Annotated in this window: 12 protein-coding genes; 3 read left to right on the top strand and 9 right to left on the bottom strand. The window is 67.2% G+C overall.

The window, feature by feature from the left end:
- Window positions 1-166: 166 nt before the first annotated feature.
- The 3 genes from O1Q03_RS23070 to O1Q03_RS23080 are packed head-to-tail and all read right to left on the bottom strand — an operon-like array spanning window position 167 to window position 6,308.
- On the bottom strand, window positions 167-2,632 hold the full coding sequence (locus O1Q03_RS23070; RefSeq protein ID WP_269506345.1) for a glycosyltransferase family 4 protein: 2,466 nt from the start codon (window positions 2,630-2,632) through the stop codon (window positions 167-169).
- Window positions 2,629-4,095 (bottom strand): flippase, encoded by a 1,467-nt coding sequence (locus O1Q03_RS23075; protein WP_269506346.1) that lies wholly within the window; start codon window positions 4,093-4,095, stop codon window positions 2,629-2,631. Before O1Q03_RS23075 ends, O1Q03_RS23070 begins: the two co-directional genes overlap by 4 nt.
- A gap of 20 nt (window positions 4,096-4,115) precedes the next feature.
- Window positions 4,116-6,308: a hypothetical protein gene (locus O1Q03_RS23080; RefSeq protein WP_269506389.1), complete on the bottom strand. Its 2,193-nt coding sequence runs from the start codon at window positions 6,306-6,308 to the stop codon at window positions 4,116-4,118.
- Window positions 6,309-6,803: 495 nt separating this feature from the next.
- Between O1Q03_RS23080 and O1Q03_RS23085 the strand changes: the two genes are divergently transcribed.
- The 3 genes from O1Q03_RS23085 to O1Q03_RS23095 are packed head-to-tail and all read left to right on the top strand — an operon-like array spanning window position 6,804 to window position 9,911.
- Window positions 6,804-7,868, top strand: a complete 1,065-nt coding sequence (locus O1Q03_RS23085; RefSeq protein WP_269506347.1) for an acyltransferase family protein — start codon at window positions 6,804-6,806, stop codon at window positions 7,866-7,868.
- A 35-nt stretch (window positions 7,869-7,903) separates the two neighbouring features.
- Window positions 7,904-8,950: a GDP-mannose 4,6-dehydratase gene (gene gmd / locus O1Q03_RS23090; RefSeq protein ID WP_269506348.1), complete on the top strand. Its 1,047-nt coding sequence runs from the start codon at window positions 7,904-7,906 to the stop codon at window positions 8,948-8,950.
- Window positions 8,937-9,911 carry an NAD-dependent epimerase/dehydratase family protein gene (locus O1Q03_RS23095; protein ID WP_269506349.1) on the top strand — a complete coding sequence of 325 codons (975 nt, stop codon included), beginning with the start codon at window positions 8,937-8,939 and terminating at the stop codon, window positions 9,909-9,911. Before gmd ends, O1Q03_RS23095 begins: the two co-directional genes overlap by 14 nt.
- A gap of 98 nt (window positions 9,912-10,009) precedes the next feature.
- Here O1Q03_RS23095 and O1Q03_RS23100 read toward each other — a convergent pair whose 3' ends face one another.
- The 6 genes from O1Q03_RS23100 to accD form a co-directional block, all read right to left on the bottom strand.
- Entirely contained in the window at window positions 10,010-11,203 is a 1,194-nt protein-coding gene (locus O1Q03_RS23100; protein WP_269506350.1) for an O-succinylhomoserine sulfhydrylase, read from the bottom strand.
- A gap of 257 nt (window positions 11,204-11,460) precedes the next feature.
- Complete coding sequence (gene purF, locus O1Q03_RS23105) at window positions 11,461-12,993, bottom strand: amidophosphoribosyltransferase (RefSeq protein ID WP_269506351.1); 1,533 nt, start codon at window positions 12,991-12,993, stop codon at window positions 11,461-11,463.
- Between the two features lie 51 nt (window positions 12,994-13,044).
- Window positions 13,045-13,539, bottom strand: coding sequence for a CvpA family protein (locus tag O1Q03_RS23110; RefSeq protein WP_269506352.1), 495 nt, complete (start codon window positions 13,537-13,539; stop codon window positions 13,045-13,047).
- Between the two features lie 6 nt (window positions 13,540-13,545).
- Window positions 13,546-14,391 (bottom strand): SPOR domain-containing protein, encoded by an 846-nt coding sequence (locus tag O1Q03_RS23115; RefSeq protein WP_269506353.1) that lies wholly within the window; start codon window positions 14,389-14,391, stop codon window positions 13,546-13,548.
- A 29-nt stretch (window positions 14,392-14,420) separates the two neighbouring features.
- A complete protein-coding gene (gene folC / locus O1Q03_RS23120; RefSeq protein WP_269506354.1) occupies window positions 14,421-15,731 on the bottom strand; it encodes a bifunctional tetrahydrofolate synthase/dihydrofolate synthase in 1,311 nt (436 codons plus the stop codon).
- A 100-nt stretch (window positions 15,732-15,831) separates the two neighbouring features.
- A complete protein-coding gene (gene accD, locus O1Q03_RS23125; protein WP_009691548.1) occupies window positions 15,832-16,704 on the bottom strand; it encodes an acetyl-CoA carboxylase, carboxyltransferase subunit beta in 873 nt (290 codons plus the stop codon).
- Between the last annotated feature and the right edge of the window lie 29 nt (window positions 16,705-16,733).

Genomic DNA, 16,733 nt, shown 5'->3' on the forward strand with positions numbered 1-16,733 from the left:
ATGCTCCGACACGCGCCAGCCGCGCGTAGCGCCTTCCTGGCCGGCTGCGCTGCCGTCGCCGCGCGGCCCAAACGCCAAGGCCCCTATGCAGCGCAACGCTGCATGGGGGCCCGTTTCCCGTCGGCCCGGACGACACGCGCCGCCGCGTGCCGCCGCCGGCCGGTGCTTACTGCTTCTTCGCCTTCGCGGCCTTCGCCGTATCCGCGAGAATCTTCTCGACCCGCTCCACATAGGTCTCGGTGCCGAACCGGCGCACCGCCGCCGCGCGCCCGCTCGCGACGAGCCGCGCGCGCAACGCGGCGTCGCGCTGCAGCCTGCCGAGCGCATCGGCCAGCGCACCGGCGTCGCCCGGCTCGCACAGCAACCCGTTTTCGCCGTCCTCGATGATCTCGACGACGCCGCCCGCGCGGGCCGCCACCACCGGCCGGCGCGCGAGCATGCCCTCGACGATCACGCGCCCGAACGGCTCCGGCGTGATCGACGTGTGCGCGACCACGTCCACCGCCTTCATGCACGCGGCCACGTCACGCTGGAAACCGAGGAAATGCACGCGTTCGTCCATGCCGTGACGCGCGACGGTCTCGTGCAGCTGCGCGGCGTAGTCGTCCTCGCCGAACAGCGGCGCGCCGACCAGCACCACGTGCAGGTCCGGATGCCGCGCGGCGGCCTCGAGCAGCAGATGCTGCCCCTTCCAGCGCGCGAGGCGGCTGAACGAGCCGACCAGCCAGGCGTGCTCGGGCAGCCCGAAGCGCGCGCGCAGCGCGGCCTGGCTGACGTCGTCCAGCGCGTCGAACGGTTCCGCGGAAATGCCGTTGAACACCACGTCGACATGCTGCGGCGTGAAGCCCGTGAGCGCGCGAAACGCCTGCGCGGATGCATCGGAGTTCGCGATCACGCGCGTGACGCCCAGGCGCGCGCAGTACTTGATCGCCTTCAGCTGCTTGCTGCCGAAATGGTCGTCGCTGACGATGTCGCGCAGGTGCCAGACCACCGGCTTGCGCGCGAGCCGCCCGGCCAGCGCGGCGACCACCATCGCGCGCTGCGTGTTCGCGTAGATCACCTCGGCGCGGCGCGCACGCCGCGCGACGTCGCGCACCATCCCGACGAGCTGCTTCAATGCGCCGGCCGACACGCCGCCCTGCTTGCGCACGCCGGCCAGCGCGCCCTGGTCGAGCACGTCGACGCGCGCGCCGACCTCGTCGAGCGCCGCGCGAAACGGGCCGTCCGCGAACAGCAGCACGTCGGCGTTCGCGCGCATGTGCTTCATGATCTCGAGCAGCGACAGCTCGGCGCCGCCGAGCACGCCGCTCTGGTCGAGCACGAGCGTCGCCGGGCCGCGCGCGGCCGGCATCGGTGCGACGGCCGTGCCGCGCTGCGCGGTCGAGCCGGGCAACGCCGTTTCCACGTAGTCGAGAAAGCGCCGCCGGAACGTGTCGGCCGAGAAGCGCTCCGCGTTCGCGCGGCACGCCTTCGGCGTGAAGCGCTGCGGCGCGCGCTCGAAATCGTCGACTGCCGCGACGATCGCCTGCGGCGTCTGCTCGTCGAAGAAGAGCCCCGTCGGATGCCCGTTCGACTGCGGCGCCAGCACGGTTTCGAGCGCGCCGCCCTTGCCGTATGCGATCACGGGCGTGCCGCACGCCTGCGCCTCGACGACCGAGATCCCGAAATCCTCCTCGGCCGCGAACACGAACGCCTTCGCGCGCCGCATCCGGTCGTGCAGCACCGCGAACGGCTGATAGCCCATGATCTCGACGTTCGGGCCGGCCTTCGCGCGAATCTTCTGCATCTCCGGGCCGTCGCCGATCACGACGAGCTTGCGCTCGGGCGTGCGCGAGAACGCGTCGACGATCAGGTCGATCTTCTTGTACGGCACCATCCGCGACGCGGTCAGGTAGAAGTCGTCCTTCGTCTCGTTCAGCGAGAAGCTGTCGACGTCGACCGGCGGGAAGATCACGGCCGCATCGCGTTGATACACCTTGCGGATCCGGCGCGCGATGAACGCGGAATTCGCGACGAAGCCGTCGACCGCGTTCGCCGTGCGCGTATCCCAGTTGCGGATGTAATGCAGGATCATCCGCGCGAGCAGCGACTTCGGCCCGTGCGTCAGATTCGACTGCTCCAGATACTGGTGCTGCAAGTCCCACGCGTAGCGGATCGGCGAATGCACGTAGCTGATGTGCACCTGGTCCGGCCCGGTCAGCACGCCCTTCGCGACCGCATGGCTGCTCGAGATCACGAGATCGTAGTCCGACACGTCGAGCTGCTCGACCGCGAGCGGCATCAGCGGCAGGTAGCTGCGGTACTTGGTGCGCGCGAACGGCAGTTTCTGGATGAACGAGGTCGTCACCCGCTTGCCGCGCACGAACGCGCGATCGTCGAGAAAATCGACGAGGCTGAACAAGTCCGCGTCGGGAAAGCACGCGACGATCTGTTCGAGCACGCGCTCGGCGCCCGCGTACGTGACGAGCCAGTCGTGGACGATCGCCACGCGCAGCGGGCGCGACGCATGGCGTGCGCCGGCCTGCCCGGCCGATTCGGCACGGCGCAGCGCGGCGGCGGCGCCGGCTTCGGCCACGGCGCCGTCTGCCGTGGCCACGTTCAGGATGGCGTGTTCCGCCAGATCGCGATTCATACCGTTTTCCTCGCATTGAGACGGACAAACAGGTCGCGCACGAGCGCGCGCAATCCCGGCGTCATCGTGAGCGACCACGCAACGTTGAGCACCAGCACGACCGCGCACATGCCGATCGACTCGCCGAGCCCCGGCCACGCCTGCGCGAGCAACAGGCTCGCGAGCAGGAAGGCGAGATGCGCGAGCATGTCGAGCACGATCGCGCGCATCCGGATCGCCGACAGGTACAGCAGCACGCCGTAGTCGACCAGCGCGCGCGCGGCGACGACCACCGCCGCGCCGATCAGCCCGAAGTGATGGATACCGAACCACAGGCCGCCGACGAAGAAAGGCATCTCGATGAGGCCGGCGAATGCGGCACGCGCGGGGTTGACCTGCGACTGGATCAGGATCCGCGTGACGCTCGCCTGGCCGACGAGCCACACGCTGATCACCAGCACGCGGCCGACGGGCGCCGAATGCGCGGCGAGATCGGCGCCGACCCACAGCGTCAGGAACGGCGCGAGCGCGAAGATCGCGACGATGCCGACCGGTGTGAATACCCCGTTCAGGAATTCGAGCGACTGGCGCGCGAGCGTGTCGGCGTGATCGCGGCCGACCGCCGACAGGCGCGGAAACAGCGTGCGCACCAGCGCGTTCGGCAGCATGTTCAGCCGCGTGACGAGGTTCTGCGGGACCGTGTAATACGTGACGAACTTCGCGCCCATGCCGGCGCCGAGCATCACGCGATCGAGCGTGTCGGCGATCATGCTGGCCATGCTCGCGATCAGCATCCAGCCGCCGAAGTTGAAGAGCCCCTTCGCGGTGCCCCACTGCGGCGGATCGATGCGGCGGATGCCGAGCACCTTGATGCTCGCGTGACCGAGCATCGCCGCCGCGATCAGCCGCGCGACGACCGCCGCGGCGAGCACCGTCTGCAGGTTCGGCGCGATCCACCACGCGGCGCCGAGCGGCAGCAGCTGGAACAGGAACGTGCCGATCGTCTGGTTCGTGTTGAACACGCCGAACCGCTCGGCGCCGTTGATCGCGCCGGCGAACACCCAAGACACGTTCGCGAGCGGAATCGCGAGCGCGAGCCACGGCAGCGCGAGATACACCTCGTGCTGCATCGCCGCCGACACCTTCGTGAAATACTCGGTGTAGACGAACGCGCCGAAATAGATCAGCAGGCCGCCGACGACGCCGGTGCCGAGATTCAGCCAGAACGCGCTCCAGAACACGCGCGCGCTTTCGTCGGCATTCCCGCTCGCGAGCGCCTTCGAGATGTGGTTCTGCGCGGCCATGCTCATCCCGAGATCGAGGATCCCGAAATAACCGATCAGCGTCCACACGAGGCTGACGACGCCGTAGCGTTCGACGCCCAGCGCATGGATATACGCGGGCACCGTCACCAGCGACACGAAGGTCGGCAGGATCAGCCCGATGAAGTTGATCGAAACGTTCTTGAGTATGCCTTTGTCCATGCTTTAGCCCAGGGGGCCCGTTACGGTTTCCAGCGGTACATGAGCACCTTGCCGCGCGCGTCTTCCTCGACGAACACCAGGTACTCGCCGTTCTCGCGCCGGAACGCGCTGATGCCGAACGGGACGTCGACCCAGCCCGACGCCTTGCCGACCTCCGCGCCCGGGCTCATCACGCCGACCTCCTTGCCGGTTTCCTTGTCGTACACGTGGATCTTGCCGACCGGCTCCACCGTGAAGAGGTAGCGGCCCTCGACCGTGATCCCGATCAGGTCGAGGATCGGCTTCGCGTCGAGCTGCCACGGCAGCGCGACCATGTAGCGCACCACCGGCGAGCCGCTCGACCACTTGTCGAAGCGCACCAGCACGCGGCCGACTTCCTTGTTGATGCCCGGCTGCGGCGGCGCATCGGCCGTATATCCGGTCACGTACAGCGTGTCCGTCTGTGGCTCGTAGATCGCGCGGCGCAGCTGCGTGAACGGCTGCGGCATCGGATAGGTCGTGACCTTGTCGTACGAGTAGATCGGGTTGCCGGCCTTGTCGATGCCGCCATAGCCGAAGCGATGAATCCCGCGCACGTCGCTCGTGCGCCAGATGTCGCCCTTCGTGTCGACCCACCAGCCCCAGCCGCCCGCCTTCGCTTTGCCGGTGGTGTTGGTCGTGAATTCGTCCTCGTCGAGCCGGCCGTTGCCGTTCGCGTCGCGCCAGATCCAGTCGCCGCCCGGCGGCTTGTTCGGCACCGTGTCGACGGGCCGCGCGCGGCCCGCGATCAGGCCCGACGGAATCGCGACCTCGCCGTCGCGCTTCGCATCGAAGCGGTAGATCTTCAGGTGATCGGCGTACATGTCGGTCAGGTACAGGAACGTGCGACCGTCGACGCGCCGCGCGAACGGCATGCCCGGATACTGATCCGTGTGGAACACGGGATCGTCCGGATACTTGAAGCGGTTCGACAGGAATCCGACGTATTTCCAGTCCTGGCCCGGCGGCTTCGACAGGTCGAGCTCGAAGCGCTTGTTGCCCGTGTACACGCTGTTCGGCCGCGCGGGGTCGAGCCACGCGCCGTCGACGAACAACAGCCCCTGCACCTGCCAGCGCAGCTTGCCGTCCGGGGTATAGCTTTCGAGCACCGCGCCGAGGCCGGCGCCGATCGTGTCGTGACGCGGCCCGATGCCGTTCATCGCCACGTACACGTTGCCCGCGCGATCGACGCCGAGGCCGGTCAGCCCGTTGAAGCGCTGCGGCCCGGGGCGACCCGGCACCGGGCCCGCGAAGATCCCACCGCGCTCGCCGAGCGTGCCGGACGCCGCGTAGCCCTTGCCGCCTTTCGAGAAAATCAGGATTTGCTGGCGCGGGCCGTTGTCGGCGACCAGCACGCGCCCTTTCGCGTCGACCGCCACGTCCACCGCGTCGGTGCCTTCCGGCAGCGCGGGCGCGTCGTCGAGCTTGCGGCCGTCGGCGCGCACGTGCACGAGGTGTGCGGGCCCGCTGACCGTATCGGTCAACAGCCACAGCGTGCCGTCGCCCGCGAGCGCGATGCGGCCCGGCTCGTGTGCGCTCCAGGTCGCCTTCTTCTGCATCGTTTCGGCGTCGTACACGTCCACCGCGTCATGCGACGGATTCGTCGCGAACAGCGTCTTGTCGTCCGCCGCGAGGCCGCCCACTTCCGCTTTCAGGCCGCCCACTTCCGAGCGCGCCGGGGCCGGCACCTCGTTGACCATCATGAAGCTCGCGGCCATCCGCGCGCGGCCGGCATCGGCGCGCCCGCCGGGCGCGACCTGCGGTGCGGCGCGAAACGGCGCCGGCTGCTTCATGTCGCCGATCGTGCGCCGAGAGATGCCGAACCACTGCTTGCCCTTGTCCGGCCAGATGCCCGGCGCCTGCAGATGGCCGCGCTCGTTGCCGACGCCGATCGCGACGTACGCGTACTTGCCGTTCACCGCGATCGCGTTGCCGCCGAGGTTGCCCCAGCCATGCGTGCCGCCGGCGAAGCCCAGCATCTTGCCGTCCTGGTAGACGCTCGCCTCGGCGCCGCTCTCGTCCCACGGCGCATTCGTATACACCTTGCCGTCGGGCGTCACCGCGATCGCGCGGATGTCGATCTGCGTCCAGCTGCCGTCGCCATAGCCGAACGTGTTGCCGATCCACGAAGTGGTCGCGGGCAACACCGTTTCGGCCGATGCGGCGCTCGCCGTCAGCGCCGCGCACACCGTCATGCCAACCAGAATCAGACGTCGCAATGCGCTCTCCAGACTCGATGCGGAAGCGACCGGCGCCGCGGCGTACTGCATGCCTGGAGGACCTGTCGCTAAAAGGGGTTTCAAACGTCGCGATGCAGGTTACAAGCAAAAATAATCACAAGAAATTTGGAAATATTTTGGGATGTTTCCGTTTGAAATATCGACCCGGAACAAAATGAAAAATAGCCGGCGATGCGGAAATAACGACCACATTTCATGCGCCGATCTGTAGAAAATTCCGCTCCCGCCCGCCCCGCATGGGCGCCAAGCCTGCAAACCTTTCATGTCCCGATTCAAACCGCCGTGATCCGCATGTTTTCTGCCGGATAAACGACATGCGTTTTTTTACCGATTTCTTTTCCCTAGAATCGATTTCGACTCAATATTTCATTTAAAAGGCATGCATTACGTTCACGCATCGAATGCGCGGCGCGCCACGGCTCCGGCCGGGCGTCGCGAGGGAGCGGCGCGATGACGGGCAGCGCTCGAACCGCCGATCTCGCCCCGCCGCAACACGGCCGCATCGTGCAGCTCGACGGGCTGCGCGCGATCGCCGTGGGCGCCGTGTTCCTGCAGCACGCGCTGAAGGCGCCGCTGTGGATGGGCGTCGACCTGTTCTTCGTGCTGAGCGGCCTGCTGATCACCGGCATCCTGCTCGATCGCAAGGCGCGCGGGCAGTCGTACTTCAGCCACTTCTACGCGCGTCGCGTGCGCCGGATCCTGCCGCCGTACGTGCTGCTGCTCGTCGTGTCGACGCTGCTGTTCGGCGCGAGCTGGCTGCCGCACTGGCCATGGTTCGCGTTCTTCTCGACCAATATCGGGCTGTCGCTCGGCAGCATCGGCCACGACAGCCTGAACGTGCTGTGGTCGCTCGCGGTCGAGGAGCAGTTCTACATCTTCTGGCCGTTCGTCGTGCTGTGGTGCTCGGAGCGCGCGCTGCTGTGGATCGCCGCCGCGCTGATCGTCGCGGCGCCCGTGCTGCGCGCGATCGCGACGCCGTGGTTCGATTCGTTCTGGCCGATCTACTACCTGACGCCGTTCCGGATGGATCTGCTCGCCGCCGGCGCGCTGCTGGCAATCGTGCTGCGCCGCGACCGGCGCGCGCTGGAGCCGTTCTACCCGCTCGCGATCGTCGGCGCGCTGGTGTCGCTCGCGATCCTCGCGTGGCTGCACCTGTCGTTCCCGCGGTTCCGTGCGGCCAACACGCCGATGTCGAATGCCGCGCTCTACAGCATCTCGCTGCTGCTGTGCACGTCGATCGTCGTGATCGCGCTGCGCGGACGCGGCGTCGTGCAACGCGTGCTGACGAACCCGCTGCTCGTCTACGTCGGCACCGTCAGCTACACCGTGTACCTGATTCACCTGAGCGTGCTGTACGCGCTGTGGCCGCTGCACCTGAACCGTTTCGTCACGGCCGCGCTCGCGCTCGCGATCACGCTCGTGTACGCGACGCTGAGCTGGTACGGCTTCGAGCGGCGCCTCACGCGCGGCCCCGCGCGCCGCACATTGCCGGCCGCGGCCGGCACGACCGCCTGACTTTCTCCATTCAACGTTTCGACCAGGACATTGCCATGAGCCAAACTCGCAAGAAGGCCATCATCACGGGGATCACCGGGCAGGACGGCGCGTACCTGACCAAGCTGCTGCTCGACAAGGGCTACGAGGTCACGGGCACCTATCGCCGCACCAGCTCGGTGAACTTCTGGCGCATCGCCGAACTCGGTGTCGACACGCACCCGAACCTGACGCTCGTCGAGCACGACCTGACCGATGCGGGCTCCAGCCTGCGGCTGCTCGAACGCACGCAGCCCGACGAGCTGTACAACCTGGCCGCGCAGAGTTTCGTCGGCGTGTCGTTCGACCAGCCGGCGACCACCGCCGAAGTGACGGGCATCGGCCCGCTCAACCTGCTCGAGGCGATTCGCGTAGTGAGCCCGAAGACGCGCTTCTACCAGGCGTCGACGTCCGAGATGTTCGGCAAGGTGCAGGCGATCCCGCAGACGGAAACAACCGCGTTCTATCCGCGCAGCCCGTACGGCGTCGCGAAGCTGTACGCGCACTGGATGACCGTGAACTACCGCGAGTCATACGGCCTGTTCGGCTGCAGCGGCATCCTGTTCAATCACGAATCGCCGCTGCGCGGCCGCGAGTTCGTCACGCGCAAGATCACCGACACCGTCGCGAAGATCAAGCTCGGCAAGGCGACCAGGCTCGAGCTCGGCAATCTCGATGCAAAGCGCGACTGGGGCTTCGCGCTCGAATACGTCGAAGGGATGTGGCAGATGCTGCAGGTCGACGAACCCGACACCTACGTGCTCGCCACCAACCGCACGGAGACCGTGCGCGACTTCGTGCGGATGGCGTTCACGGCCGCCGGCTACCAGATCGAATGGACCGGCAAGGGCGAGCAGGAGCGCGGCCTCGACGCGTCGAACGGCAACGTGCTCGTCGAAGTGAACCCGAAGTTCTACCGCCCCGCCGAAGTCGACCTGCTGATCGGCTGCGCGGACAAGGCCAAATCGAAGCTTGGCTGGGCGCCCGAGACGACGCTCGAGCAGCTGTGCCAGATGATGGTCGAAGCGGACCTGACGCGAAATCGACACCATGACACGTACTGATACCAAACGCCGGCCGCGCCGTGCGTTCGTCACGGGCCTGACGGGCTTCACCGGCCGCTACATGGCGCAGCGCCTCGAGGCGGCCGGCTACGACGTGTGGGGCACCGTGGCGCCCGGTGCGACGCAGCCCGACGATCCGGCCTTCGCGAACTGCTCGCTGCTGCCGGTCGATCTGCTCGATGCGGACGCGACGCGTGCAGCCGCCGCCGATGCGCGCCCCGATGCGGTGGTGCATCTCGCCGCACGCGCGCACGTCGCGCGGGACGAGCCGTCGCAGACCTACGCGGTCAACATCGTCGGCACGCGCAATCTGCTGGCCGCGCTCGCGGGCCTCGACCGCCGTCCGTCGGCCGTGCTGCTCGCGAGCAGCGCGAACGTCTACGGCAATTCGACGGCCGGCGTGCTCGACGAGCACATCGAGCCCGCGCCCGCGAACGACTACGCGGTCAGCAAGCTCGCGATGGAATACGCGGCGAAGCTGTGGGCCGACCGGTTGCCGCTCGTGATCGCGCGGCCCTTCAACTACACCGGCGTCGGCCAGGACGCCGCGTATCTGCTGCCGAAGCTCGTGTCGCACTATGCGCGCCACGAACCGCGCATCTCGCTCGGCAACCTCGACGTGAGCCGCGATTTCTCCGACGTGCGCGACGTGACGGCCGCGTATCTGAAGCTGCTCGAAGCGGCGCCGGCCGGCGAGACGTTCAACGTCTGCTCGGAGCGCGCGTACTCGCTGAAGGAAGTGCTGGCGATGCTGTCGCGCATCGCCGGTTACGTGATCGACGTGACGATCGATCCGCGTTTCGTTCGGGATAACGAAGTGAAACGCCTGAGCGGGTCGCGCGACAAGCTGCGGCGCGCGGTGGGCGAATTGCCCGTGACGCCGCTCGACGAAACGTTGCGCTGGATGATGAATGCGATGCGCGACATGCCGCAGCACCGGCAGGCCGCGCACGCCGGCTGAAGCCGGCAATGCGCGCGTCGCCGGCCAAAACGAAACGGGCCGCCCGGTTCAAGTCGAGCGGCCCGCCTTACATGCAGCCGTGAAACCGGCCGCGACGCTCAGCCTTCGAGACCGCGCGCGAGATCGTTGCGCAGATCGCCGGCGTTCTCCAGGCCGACCGCGACGCGGAGCAGCCCTTCGGTGATGCCTGCGGCCGCACGCGCTTCCGGCGTGATGCGCGCATGCGTCGTCGTGGCCGGATGCGTGATCGTCGTGCGCGTGTCGCCGAGGTTGCCGGTGATCGAGATCAGCTTCGTGCTGTCGATCACGCGCCATGCGTTCGCGCGCTGCTGCTCCGGCGTGTCGCCCTTCAGCTCGAACGACACGATCGCGCCGCCCGCCTTCTGCTGACGCTTCGCGAGTGCGTGCTGCGGATGCGATTCGAGGCCCGGATAGAACACGCGCTTGACCGCCGGATGCGAATCGAGCCAGCGCGCGATTTCCAGCGCATTCGCCGACTGCTTCTCGACGCGCAGCGACAGCGTCTCCATCCCCTTCAGCAGCACCCACGCGTTGAACGCCGACAGCGTCGGGCCCGCGCTGCGCACGAACGGGAACACCTTGCCCATGATGAATTCCTTCGAACCCACCAGCGCGCCGCCGAGCACGCGGCCCTGCCCGTCGAGGAACTTGGTCGCCGAGTGCATCACGACGTCCGCGCCGAGTTTCAGCGGCTGCTGCAGCACCGGGCTGCAGAAACAGTTGTCGACGACGAACAGCGCGTTCGCGCCCTTCGCGATCTTGCCGATCGCCTCGATGTCGGCGAGCTCGGTCAGCGGGTTCGACGGCGTTTCGAGGAAGAACATCTTCGTTTCGGGCCGCACTGCTTCCTGCCATGCGTTCAGGTCGGTCGGATCGACGAAGGTCGTCGTGATCCCGAACTTGCTGAAGATCTGCGAGAACATCCCGAGCGTCGAGCCGAACAGGCTGCGCGAGCTGACGAGGTGATCGCCCGCCTGCAGCGCGGACATCACGACCGACATGATCGCGGCCATCCCCGACGCCGTCGCGATGCAGGCTTCGCCGCCTTCGAGCGCGGCGAGACGATCCTGGAACATGGTGACCGTCGGGTTCGTGAAGCGCGAATAGGTGAAATAGTCTTCCGAGTTCGCGAAGCGCTCGGCTGCCTCGGCCGCGCTCGTGAAGCAGAAGCTCGACGTGAGGAACAGCGCTTCCGAGTGCTCGTTGAAGTCGCTGCTCCGCAGCGTGCCCGCGCGCACGGCGAGCGTGTCGAAATTGAGGGAGTCGTCCATGTTCCGTTTTCCGTATTCGAGGGTCGCGCCGAAGGTCATGCATGGCGCGCGAACCCAGCCAAAAACCAGGCCAAAACAAAAAGCCCGCTATGCGTCGGCATCAGCGGGCTTCGGTGCGGTACGACAGCGATCGACTCGGGCCGGCTGCCGCCGGCCTTCGCTTTAGCTGTTTTGGGAAGTCACCCCGCGTCCGCAAGCTGAATCAAATCGACGCAAGGCCACATCCTATCACGCTTCATTCGAAGCGTGCGCCGGCATCACTCGACCGACAATTGCAGGTTCATCTGCGACACCGCGGTGTCGCTGGCCGCGTCGCGATCGGCCTGCGACGCCGGTGCGAGGCGTGCGCGCTCGATCGAATCGAGGTACTCGGGCGTCACCGCGCCGGTGATGTAGTTGCCGTCGAAGCACGATGCCTCGAAGCGCTCGAGCTTCGGGTTGATGTCGCGCACCGCGCGGCGCAGGTCGTCGACGTCCTGATAGATCAAATGATCGGCGCCGATGATCTTCGCGACTTCCTCGTCGGTGCGACCATGTGCGACCAGTTCGCCGCGCGTCGGCATGTCGATGCCGTACACGTTCGGGAACTTCACGGGCGGCGCCGCCGATGCGAAGATCACCGACTTCGCGCCCGCATCGCGCGCCATCTGCACGATCTCGTGCGAGGTCGTGCCGCGCACGATCGAGTCGTCGACGATCAGCACGTGCTTGTCCTTGAACTCGATGCTCATCGCATTGAGCTTCTGGCGCACCGACTTCTTGCGCACGGCCTGGCCCGGCATGATGAAGGTGCGGCCGACGTAGCGGTTCTTGAAGAAGCCTTCGCGATACTCGACGCCGAGCTTCGCGGCGACCTGCATCGCAGCCGGACGCGACGAATCGGGAATCGGCATCACGACGTCGATCGGCACGTTCGGCAGCTCGCGCTTGATCTTCTCGGCGAGGTAGTCGCCCATGCGCAGGCGCACGTTGTAGACCGGCACGCCGTCGAGGCACGAATCCGGACGTGCGAGATACACGTATTCGAACATGCACGGATTGAGCGTCGGGTTTTCCGCGCACTGCTGGCTGTGGAAGTTGCCGGCCTTGTCGATGAAGACCGCTTCGCCCGGCTCCAGGTCGCGCACGAACTCGAAACCGATGCCTTCGACCGCCACCGACTCCGACGCGACCATCCATTCGGTGCCGTGCTCGGTTTCGAGCTTGCCGATGCAGAGCGGCCGGATGCCGAACGGGTCGCGGAACGCGAGCAGGCCGTAGCCGGCGATCAGCGACACGATCGCGTACGAACCCTGCAGGCGGCGATGCACACCCGAGACCGCCTTGAATACCGAGGCCGGATCGAGCTCGAGGCCCGTGGTCGACAGCTGCAGCTCGTGCGCGAACACGTTGAGCAGCACTTCGCTGTCGGAATTGGTGTTGATGTGCCGGCGATCGATCCGGAACATCTCGTCCTTCAGTTGTTCCCAGTTCGTCAGGTTGCCGTTGTGCGCGAGGATGATCCCGAACGGCGCGTTCACGTAGAACGGCTGCGCCTCGGCTTCGCTCGACGCCGAGCCGGCCGTCGGGTAGCGCACCTGGCCGATGCCGTAGGTACCGGGCAGGCTGCGCATGTTGCGCGTGCGGAACACGTCGCGCACCATGCCGTTCGCCTTGTACATGTGGAAATTGCTGCCGTCCGCCGTCGCGATGCCCGCTGCGTCCTGACCGCGATGCTGCAGAAGCAGCAGGCTGTCATAGATCAGCTGATTGACCGGGGATTGGGAAATAACACCTACGATGCCGCACATGGCATGTCCTTCAAGATGACAAAATCGGTTACGTCCTGCCCGACCGCGCCGTCACACGCGTACGTACTGGGCCATGCCGTCGGGCAGGAGCTGCTTCAGCTCGTGCACGCCCTGTTCGGCGAAAGGACGCAATAGCGCATTGCGCCAGAAATCCTGTTTGGGCAACTCGGTCAGCCCGGCCGCCGCGACCAGCAACACCACCAGCACGCAGCCGCGGACGAGCCCGAACATCATGCCCAGCGAGCGATCGACACCGCCGAGGCCCGTCGCCTGCGCGATGCGCGACAACAGCGCATTCGCGACCCCTGCGACGAACACCACGCCGATCACGATCAGCGCGAACGCGATCACCCACTGCGTCAGCGCGCCGCCCGGCCAGTTCGCCGGAATATACGGCACGACCAGTCCGACGTAGCGGCCCGCGATCACGACCGCCGCGATCCAGCCGATCAGCCCGAAAATCTCGGAGACGAAGCCGCGCCACGCGCCACGCAGCGCAGACAACGCGATCACCGCCAATACAGCGTAGTCGAAAGCCGTCAGCATCGCACGTTACTGCGTGAGTCCGGCGTCGCGTACCTTCGCGATCGCGGCGGATGCCGCCGCACGATCCGCGAACGGGCCGGCACGCAGCAGTGTAGCCGTGCTGCCGTCAGCCTGCTTGCGATGCTCGACATATGCGGGCACGCCCGCCGATTTCAACTTGGTCGCCCACGAGCGGGCCGTTGCGTCGTCCTTGAACGAACCGAGCTGCACCGCGAAGCGCGCACCGGCCGGCGACGCCGGCGACGATGCATCGCCGCTGTCGGCCGCCGCATCGGTGTCGGCGTTCGCGACGGCCGCGGGCGCCGGCTTCGGCGCGACCGGTTTCGCCGCGGGCGCAGCCGGCTTCGCGGCGGGCTTCGGCGGCGTCACGCCGGCCGTGGTCGTGGTCGTGGTCGACGCATCGGGCTTCGCGGCCGGCTTCGCAGTATCCTGCGCGGCAGGCGCGGGAGCGGCCGCCACGGCGGCGACGTCGGATGCCGGCGGTTCGTCGTGCGCGACGCCGGCCTGCACGTCGGACGCATCGTCATCGCGCGCCGCGACCGCCTGATGCGCGGGCCGGTTCGGGATATCGATCGCGATATCGTCGGTCACCGGCTTCGGATGCGAATCGAGCACCATCGGCAGCACGATCACCGCGGCGACGACGAGCGCAATCGCGCCGACGAGGCGACGGCGTGCGCGTTGCTTTTCTGGAAGGGTCGGATCGAGAAGCAGAGCATCCGACTCCGGACGGCGCGTGCGTCGCTCGACGCGTTCAGTGCGCTCCGTGCGCACGTTCCGGGAGGCCCCGGTACGACCGCCGCGCCGGGTGGGCGCGTCGTCGTCTTTCTTGCCGAACGAGAAAATTCCCATGAATGGCTGAGTCCGAAACTGCCCGTCAGTCAGTGTTGCTGCGATTTCCGGTAGGCCATCACACCTGCCACCGTATGGAAACTGCCGAAAACCACGATTCTATCATTCTCGGATGCTCTTTTTAGTGCATCGCGAAACGCTTCGGCGGGCGACGCGAAACGCGTGACGCTCGAATCGGCCCCCTCCTCCACGCCGGCCTTGCGCAGCGCGGCTTCGAGCTGCTCCGCGGAGGCCGCGCGCGGCAGCGGCAAGTCGGTCACGCACCAGTGGTCGATCTCGCCCTTCAGGTGCTGCAGCACGCCGTCGATGTCCTTGTCGTGCATCGCGCCGAACACCGCGTACGTGTACGGGAAGAAGCCCATGTTGCCGAGGTTCTGCTCGAGCACGGCCGCCGCATGCGGGTTGTGCGCGACGTCCAGCACGATCGCCGGCTTGCCGGGCAGCACCTGGAAGCGCCCCGGCAGCTCGACGTTCGCGAGCCCGAGCCGGATGTCCTGCGCGGACACCGGCAGCACCGGGCGCAGCGCCTCGAGCGCGGCGAGCGCGGCCGACGCGTTGATCAGCTGGTTCGCGCCGCGCAGCGCCGGGTACGCGAGCGCCGGATAGCGCTTGTCGCGACCGAGGTAGCTCCATTGCTGGCGCTCGGCGCCCGCCTGCGCCTCGTAGCGGAAATCGCGGCCGACAAGCCACAGGTCGGCGCCGATCGCTTCCGCATGATCGATCAGCGTCTGCGGCGCGGCCGGATCGCCGCAGATCGCCGGCTTGCCCGAGCGGAAGATCCCCGCCTTCTCGAACGCGATCTTCTCGCGCGTGTCGCCGAGGTATTCGGTGTGGTCGATGTCGATGCTCGTGACGATCGCGCAATCGGTATCGATGATGTTGACCGCGTCGAGCCGGCCGCCGAGGCCGACTTCGAGGATCACCGCGTCGAGCCCGCGCGACGCGAACAGATGCAGGATCGCGAGCGTCGTGAATTCGAAATACGTGAGCGACACCGGCTCCGGCAGCGACGTGCGCGCGGCTTCGACGGCCTCGAAGTGCGGCAGCAGCTCGTCGTCGGTCACGTTCTGCGCGTTCACGCGCGCGCGCTCGTTGAATTCGAGCAGGTGCGGCGACGTGTGGCAGCCGACCTTGTAGCCCGCGCGCACGAGGATCGTCTCGAGGAACGCGCAGGTCGAGCCTTTGCCGTTCGTGCCGCCGACCGTGATCACCGGGCACGCGAATTCGAGCTGCAGCGCCGCCTTGACCTGCCCGATGCGGGTCAGGCCCATGTCGATGCCGACCGGGTGCGCGCGTTCGAGATGCGAAAGCCACGCGTCGAGAGTGGGAAAAGTGCTCATCGGATCAAATCTGAATCAGTACCGCCACTACGCCAAAAAACGAAACGCGCCGCCCGGCGGTTCAGCCGGGCGACGCGCGCAATTCACAACGCCGCGCCAATCAGGCCAGCGCGTCGGCCGGCTGTCGCTGCAGCAGCGCGAGCAACTGCGCGATCTCGTCGCGCATCTTGCGACGGTCGACGATCATGTCGATCGCGCCCGTCTTCAGCAGGAATTCGGCGCGCTGGAAGCCTTCCGGCAGCTTCTCGCGCACCGTCTGCTCGATCACGCGCGGGCCGGCGAAGCCGATCAGCGCCTTCGGCTCGGCGATCACGACGTCGCCGAGGAACGCGAAGCTCGCCGACACGCCGCCCATCGTCGGGTCGGTCAGCACCGAGATGAACGGCAGCTTGGCTTCGGCCAGCTTGGTCAGCATCGCGGTGGTCTTGGCCATCTGCATCAGCGACAGCAGGCTTTCCTGCATCCGCGCGCCGCCCGATGCCGTGAAGCAGATGAACGGCACGTGCTGCTCCAGCGCGTTCTGCGCGCCGCGCGCGAAGCGCTCGCCGACGACCGAGCCCATCGAGCCGCCCATGAACGAGAACTCGAAGCACGCGGCGACGACGGGCAGCGTGTGGATCGCACCGCCCATCACGACCATCGCGTCGGTCTCGCCCGTCTCGTCCATCGCTTCCTTCAGACGATCGGGGTACTTGCGGCTGTCCTTGAACTTCAGCGAGTCGACCGGCACGATTTCCTGGCCGATTTCATAGCGGCCTTCCGGATCGAGCAGCCCGTCGAGGCGCTCGCGTGCGCCGATGCGCATGTGGTGATCGCACTTCGGGCATACGTGCAGGTTCGCGTCCACGTCGTTGCGATAGAGAACGGCCTCGCAGGACGGGCACTTGACCCACAGGCCTTCCGGAATGCCCTTGCGGCTTTTCGGGTCGGTCTGCTTGATCTTCGGCGGCAACAGTTTGTCGAGCCAGCTCATCGTATGGTTTCCTGTTCCGTGGCGGGGCG

The organism is Burkholderia sp. IMCC1007, from assembly GCF_027257875.1.
In the GTDB taxonomy this organism is placed as follows: Bacteria; Pseudomonadota; Gammaproteobacteria; order Burkholderiales; family Burkholderiaceae; genus Burkholderia.